The sequence below is a fragment of the Candidatus Omnitrophota bacterium genome, from assembly GCA_040755155.1.
Taxonomy (GTDB): Bacteria; Hinthialibacterota; Hinthialibacteria; order Hinthialibacterales; family Hinthialibacteraceae; genus JBFMBP01.
The window spans coordinates 3,531-9,684 of sequence record JBFMBP010000049.1; the positions used below are offsets into that span (position 1 = coordinate 3,531).

At 43.2% G+C, this 6,154-nt stretch carries 7 protein-coding genes; 1 reads left to right on the top strand and 6 read right to left on the bottom strand.

Going from position 1 to position 6,154, the window contains the following annotated elements; translation table 11 throughout:
* On the bottom strand, positions 1–1,061 hold a 1,061-nt coding region (gene alr / locus AB1656_06100; GenBank protein MEW6234940.1), incomplete at its 3' end, for an alanine racemase.
* A gap of 87 nt (positions 1,062–1,148) precedes the next feature.
* Between alr and AB1656_06105 the strand changes: the two genes are divergently transcribed.
* Entirely contained in the window at positions 1,149–2,510 is a 1,362-nt protein-coding gene (locus AB1656_06105; GenBank protein MEW6234941.1) for a hypothetical protein, read from the top strand.
* Between the two features lie 83 nt (positions 2,511–2,593).
* Here AB1656_06105 and AB1656_06110 read toward each other — a convergent pair whose 3' ends face one another.
* The 5 genes from AB1656_06110 to AB1656_06130 form a co-directional block, all read right to left on the bottom strand.
* On the bottom strand, positions 2,594–3,091 hold the full coding sequence (locus AB1656_06110; protein MEW6234942.1) for a hypothetical protein: 498 nt from the start codon (positions 3,089–3,091) through the stop codon (positions 2,594–2,596).
* Positions 3,092–3,106: 15 nt separating this feature from the next.
* A complete protein-coding gene (locus AB1656_06115) occupies positions 3,107–3,802 on the bottom strand; it encodes a hypothetical protein (GenBank protein MEW6234943.1) in 696 nt (231 codons plus the stop codon).
* Positions 3,803–4,106: 304 nt separating this feature from the next.
* Complete coding sequence (locus AB1656_06120; GenBank protein ID MEW6234944.1) at positions 4,107–4,604, bottom strand: hypothetical protein; 498 nt, start codon at positions 4,602–4,604, stop codon at positions 4,107–4,109.
* A 16-nt stretch (positions 4,605–4,620) separates the two neighbouring features.
* Positions 4,621–5,394, bottom strand: coding sequence for a hypothetical protein (locus AB1656_06125; protein ID MEW6234945.1), 774 nt, complete (start codon positions 5,392–5,394; stop codon positions 4,621–4,623).
* Positions 5,395–5,410: 16 nt separating this feature from the next.
* The coding region (locus tag AB1656_06130; GenBank protein MEW6234946.1) for a hypothetical protein at positions 5,411–6,154 on the bottom strand (744 nt) is incomplete at its 5' end.

The following is a 6,154-nucleotide window of genomic DNA, read 5'->3' on the forward strand; positions in this document are numbered from 1 at the left end:
TGGGCGCGTTTAGCCAATTCTTCTGCGCAGATTCTATCCTCCCCTTGTTCTCCCAATAAAACCGCCTCGTCACCCGCCGCCGCCTCAGGCAGATCGCTGACGTCGACCGTAGTCATATTCATGGATATGCGCCCCACCACCGGGCAGCGTTTCCCGCGAATCAACGTTTCGGCGTTATTGGAAAAAGCGCGCAAAAAGCCATTGGCATAGCCGATGGGCAACGTGGCGATGCGCGCATCCCGGTTCAAGCGATGCGTCATCCCATAACCGACCGTCGAGCCTTTCGGCATATCCCGCACCAGAACGACTTTGGTCTTCCAACTCATTACCGGCTTCAATTCCGGCGGCAGGGCTACTTCCGGGGAGGGTTTAAGTCCATAGGCGGCAATGCCTACCCTAACCATGCCGTGACGGCTGGAGGGAAGCCGCAAGCAGGCGGCGCTGTTGGCGGCGTGCCAAAAAACATCCGGCGGCAGAATGGAGTCTAGCGCCCCCGCTTCTTGCTCAAATCTTTGCAATTGAGAGCGCGTCAGTTCCAAATCCTTCTCGTCAGCGCAGGGAAGATGAGTCATCACCCCTTTCACCCGGATTCCGGCAAGACGGCAAGCTTCTTGGATGCGCTCCAATTGGCGGGGCAAGGAAAAACCCATGCGTCCGATGCCTACGTCGATCTTCAAATGAACCGGAATCGGCTTTCCCCGGCGTTCGCCCAGCCGGGATAATTCCTGCGCGGATTCCAACGTTCCTGCGATCTCCTCCAGTTCCCAATCCGCCGCCGCTTCCGCTTCTTCCAGCAGGGCCGGACGAAGGCGGATTATAGGAAGCCAAATTTCCAAAAATCGAATCAATTCCGCCTCCCAGTTGTCGGCGACGCCTAGATAATGAGCTCCCCCGCGCACCGCCGCCGGAGCGATGATTTTCAATCCATGGCCGTATCCGTCCGCCTTAACGACGGCGCAAATCATAACGCCCGGCGGCGTATTGGCGGTAAAATAACGGATATTATGCTCATACGCTCGCGGATGGATGCAAAGACGTGTATGATGTGGAGATAGGTTCATTCGATTCGTTCGTCCTTTTCTCTAATCCATTGGGGAAAGGGAAGATTTGTCTTTTTTATTCCTTCGATTCATGGAGACGAGTAAGTCATGGCGCAATGCACAGATACTCTTGGCCGCGGATGGGAAAAAACCATACAAATAATGTTCCAGCCTTTTCGCTTTATTTACTGGCTGAAGATGGCGATTCTCTTCTTCTTAATCCATCAATTGTCCGGCGTCAACCTGGTTATGCAAGCCTATTCTCGCTTCGCCTCCCCCTATATAGGATTGGAAGCGGACGATATGCGCAATTACGACGTTTTACTCGAAAAAATAACCGCCGCGCTGCCGATGATTCTATTGGGCTTGATGGGGCTGGGGCTTCTCATGATTCTCTTTATGTTTTTTCAATCCGCCATACGCTTCGTTATTTACGACGGCGTCCGCAGCGGAATGGTTTATTATTTGAGATATTTCAGTAAGCATATTTCTCAAATCGTATCCTATTTCCTTTGGAATATCGCGATTTCCATCATTACCGTCATACTTACGTCGATTCTCTTCGGTTTCATTTTGCTGCTCGCTTGGGCAACGAACGTCTCTCTCGATAATACCGCGGGTCTTGCCATCTTCATCATGGCGTCGATCGGCGTCTTTCTTTTCGTAATCGCCATCTCAATTCTTTATATTTCGTTATTGGATTGCCTTGTATTGCCTATCATGCTGGTAAAAGAATGCGGCATTCTCACCGCTTGGTCCCAGGCGTTGAAACTGGCGTTCGGGAATTTTTGGGAATTCATCGGCTTTATTATCTTGCGCGTGATCATCATTGTCGTCATCTCCGTTATTATGATGATTCTCAGTTTCATCGTCCTATTTTCGGTAGGAATCCTTATCAGCCTATTGGCCATCTCCTCCAGCAACGTTCTCGATGCGGCGGGCGACAATCCCCTCGCGTTATTCGACAATATCTATTTCACGATCGTCATGCTTCCGTTTTCTTTTCTTCTGACATTCATCCTCCTTCCCCTGCCGGTTTTCAAGGACGCATATTCCCTCTGTTTCATGGCGAGATTGACGGGAGATTCCTCCTTCGAACCCATAACGATAAAGAAGACGCAGCCGCAGGAAATCAAATCCGATTCGCCGGTGACGGTTCCATCCTCCGGGCCGGTCCTTTTCCGGGAAATTGCCCCGGAAGCCGCTCCAAGCGAGACGATCGTTTCGGCGCATAAAGCGAATATTTCCTCGATCGATCCCCCGCTCCAACCGCAAACCCAAACGCCGGATCAACCGGAATTGCCGCCCTGGCCGGAAATTCCCGAAATCAAGCCGGATGAAATTATTCCTCCCCCGCCCGATCTCCCCGAATATACGCCGGAGGAACCGCCGGCAGAACCTACCGAGCCGCCAGAAGATCGCGGCGAGGATAAAGACAATCCTCCGTCACCTACAACAAACAACAAATGAAAACCGGGAATTCCTTCAAGAATCCCCGGCGTATTTTTCGAAAAAAAAATAATTGTCGCCATGCTTAGTGTATAGGATTGACGTCATGGGCAGAATCCTAAATCATAAGGATTTGGGGCGGGGCAACTGCCAGTTACAAAGGCTCCATTGCATGTAAATCGAATTCTATTAATTGTACTATAATACACGTAATTGTCTTTAGCATCATCTAATTTATAATCAACTTCTGTAACTGGGCATGTAGAAGAACTGAAACTACAATTTGCACAAATCCCTTCATTAGAAGGAACTACGGTTGTGCAAAAACTTTGGGTAGAACCTGTAAAATTATATATCTTTGCGTAGCAATATCTACAATACCAACTTGATTGTATTCCATCATAAACATCGCCCCATCCATTTCCGACTACTTGGTACCAAGAGTTATTAGGGATATTTTGACACAACCAACTAAAACATCTCGCATCGCAAGAATAGTAAACTGCATACGTATGCAATTGAAGAATTAAAGGCAATAATAAACTTGCTGATAATACAAAGAAAATTCTCTTACGGTTTTTGTTTTTAATTAAGTTTTTCATTGTCTTACTCCTTTTTTAGTTGTTCCATGTTTCGATTCGCTTGGGATCGCAATTTTCCATGATTTTCGACTCTGTTAAACTGTATTCGAGATTGCTTTTCAATGCATTTATGATATAGGACTTCAAGATATAATTCTGATGATCGTCTTGCTCGAATATCATATCGATAATTTCCCATTTCATCGATTGACGGCGCAATGAGTCTTCCTTATCGTCTATTTTTATAATAAGTTTCTTGCCCGAAGCTGTTACGGAGTAAAATGGTCTATCCTTTTTTTCCTGAATAATTGTCAAGCCTTTGGCGAGACGATCGTAAGCGTACATAAATTTCGTAGTTATCCCTTCGATCATTTCCGTTGGGTGATATTCCCCATCATCGTCATCTCTTGGATAGTTGAATTTCATCTTTGTTTTTACATTTTTACCGTCATCGCAGACAATATTGTAAAGATAGGGAGTGTGCGTTTTGTAAAGACATATAGCGTTTTGTATAGGAGGAGCGAAATCCTTGACGGAAAAACAATAAGGCTTGCCGTCTACGAAGGAAATTTTAATCGTATAAGGATATTGAAAAGTTTCGCCGTTCAAGTATTTGTTTTCTGAAAATTTAACAAAATCTGCAGCCAATTTATCCGTACTATTATGTGATTTAACTTCATCCAATCTTGCTTTCACAAATTCGTTTCCTGGCTCTATTGTTTTATTTATCATATATTCCAATTCATAGACTTGCGAAAAAGCGAAAGGGGAAGCGATAAACAAGACTGAAAGAATGACGCTGAATATTTTCATGATTATTCTCCTTATCTTAGGCTTTGACCATTACGGTTACGGGGACATAGACGGTGGCGTTGTTTTCGAAGTCGAGTTTCAACGTGCAGTTCCTCAACCCTCCTTTCGCATTCGATGTTTAAGGATTATATTATTATACAAAAACCGGGGATTCCATCAAGAATCCCCGGCATTTTGGGGCGCTATATTCATTTTCGCAAGCGACTTCGGTATTGGATTAAAGTCATGGACAGCTTCCTAAGCTATCGTTATCGGGAGCGTAACAACTGCCGGTGATTTGATTTCCATTGCATGTGTACATATATTTTTCTTCAAACCCACTTAATCCGCAATTGTCTTTTGCAAGATTTAAAATATAATTTGCAACTCTAACTAATGCGGCTGAAGAAATCCAATTACATCGTGTACATGTTACACCATTAGTAATTGGTATGGTTGTGCAAAAACTTTGTGTGCTGCCAGATATATTGGTAATTGTTGCAGGGCAATATCTACAATACCAACTAGAGTAAATTCCGTCATATATATCGCCGAGTCCATTTCCAACATATTGAAACCATTGGTTATTTGGAATATTTTGACAAAGGTAGCTGAAACATCGCGCATCGCAAGAATAATAGACCGCATACGAATGCAATTGAAGAATTAGAGGCAATAGCAAACCTAAAGCTAGCACGATGAAGATTTTTTTCCTAGATTTATTATGAATTGAGTTTTTCATTGATTTACTCCTTTTTTTAGTTATTCCATGTTTCGATCTTCTTGGGATCGTAATTTTCCTTTATTTTCATTTCTTTCAAAGTAAATTCATGTTTGCCTTGCGGGCCATTTATGATATACGATTTCAAGATGAAATTATCATGATCGTCTTGATCGAATATCAAATCTATTTTTTCGGATTTATTAGATTTTTGCGAAACGTCATCTTTATCGCTTATCTTTATCATTAGTTTTCGTCCGGCATGTATTACTGAGTAGAAAGGGTTATTTTTATTATCTCGAAAAATTGTTAGGCCTTCTACCAGATAATCATAGGCATACAAAAATTTTGTAGTTACAAATTCGGGCATTTCTGTCGCGTGATAATTTCCATCATTGTCATCCCGAGGATAATTGAATTTCATTTCTGTTCTTTCATTCTTACCGTCATCGCAAATAACATTGAATAGATAAGGAGAATGCGTTTTGTGAAAAAATATTGCGTTCTGAATCGGAGGAGCAAAATCTTTTACAACATAGCAATAAGGCTTGCTATTTGAAAAAGATACTTTTATTGTATAGGGGTAACGAATAGTTTCGCCGTTCAAGTATTTGTTTTCTAAATATTTAATGAAATCTTTAACTGATATATCGTCGCTTCCAGGCGATTTTAACATATCTATATTAGATTGCACATGTGGATTTCCTGGCTCGATGAATACTTCTATCATGTATTCCAACTCATAGACCTGAGACATAGCGAAAGGGGAAGCGATAAACAAGACTGAAAGAATGACGCTGAATATTTTCATGATTATTCTCCTTATCTTAGGCTTTGACCATTACGGTTACGGGTACATAGACAGTGGCGTTGTTTTCGAAGTCGAGTTTCAATGAGCAGTTCCTCAACCCTCCTTTCGCATTCGATGTTTGATAGGTTATTTCGATCGTAAGTTTCGACGGATCCGCTTCGGAAATTTTCCATGACCAATCGTCCTTATCGATGGCGATAACCTCGACGTTTTTGATTTTTCCCGCTCTCTCATTTTTTAAATAGGCGACCTCGCCCATTTTCGGCTGATTCGGTTTCGTATAGCCGAGAAAAAGGGAGGAAGGCTGTAAAACGACGGCGGATTTCACTTCGATGGTTATGGGGATGGCGAGAGGAAGATATCTTTCCTTGGGATCGTCGAATTCAATGGTAATAAAATCGTTGACGATTTTCCCGGCGCCATATTCCGCAAGAGGCGGCAATAGATATTTAATTTGATATTGCTCGACGTTGTCTTTCGTCTCGCCGATCAATTCGACGGCGCTGTTTTTAAGGCTGGTAGAATATTTCTTGATTTTAGGCAAAGTTTGGTGGACGCCTGCAGGCTTGAATAGGATCGTGGAATCTAAAGGATAGTTGTCAATATCGTCGATTTTGATGGAAAGAGATGGAGGAGACAACGAATACCATTGCTCGGAAAATCCTTTCAATAGAATTTCCTTTTCTTTACGATCCTCGCCGTAATTGAATAGGATGCGATGCCGGAATTCGCCCAAACTATCCGTCGAAAACGTGGCGGA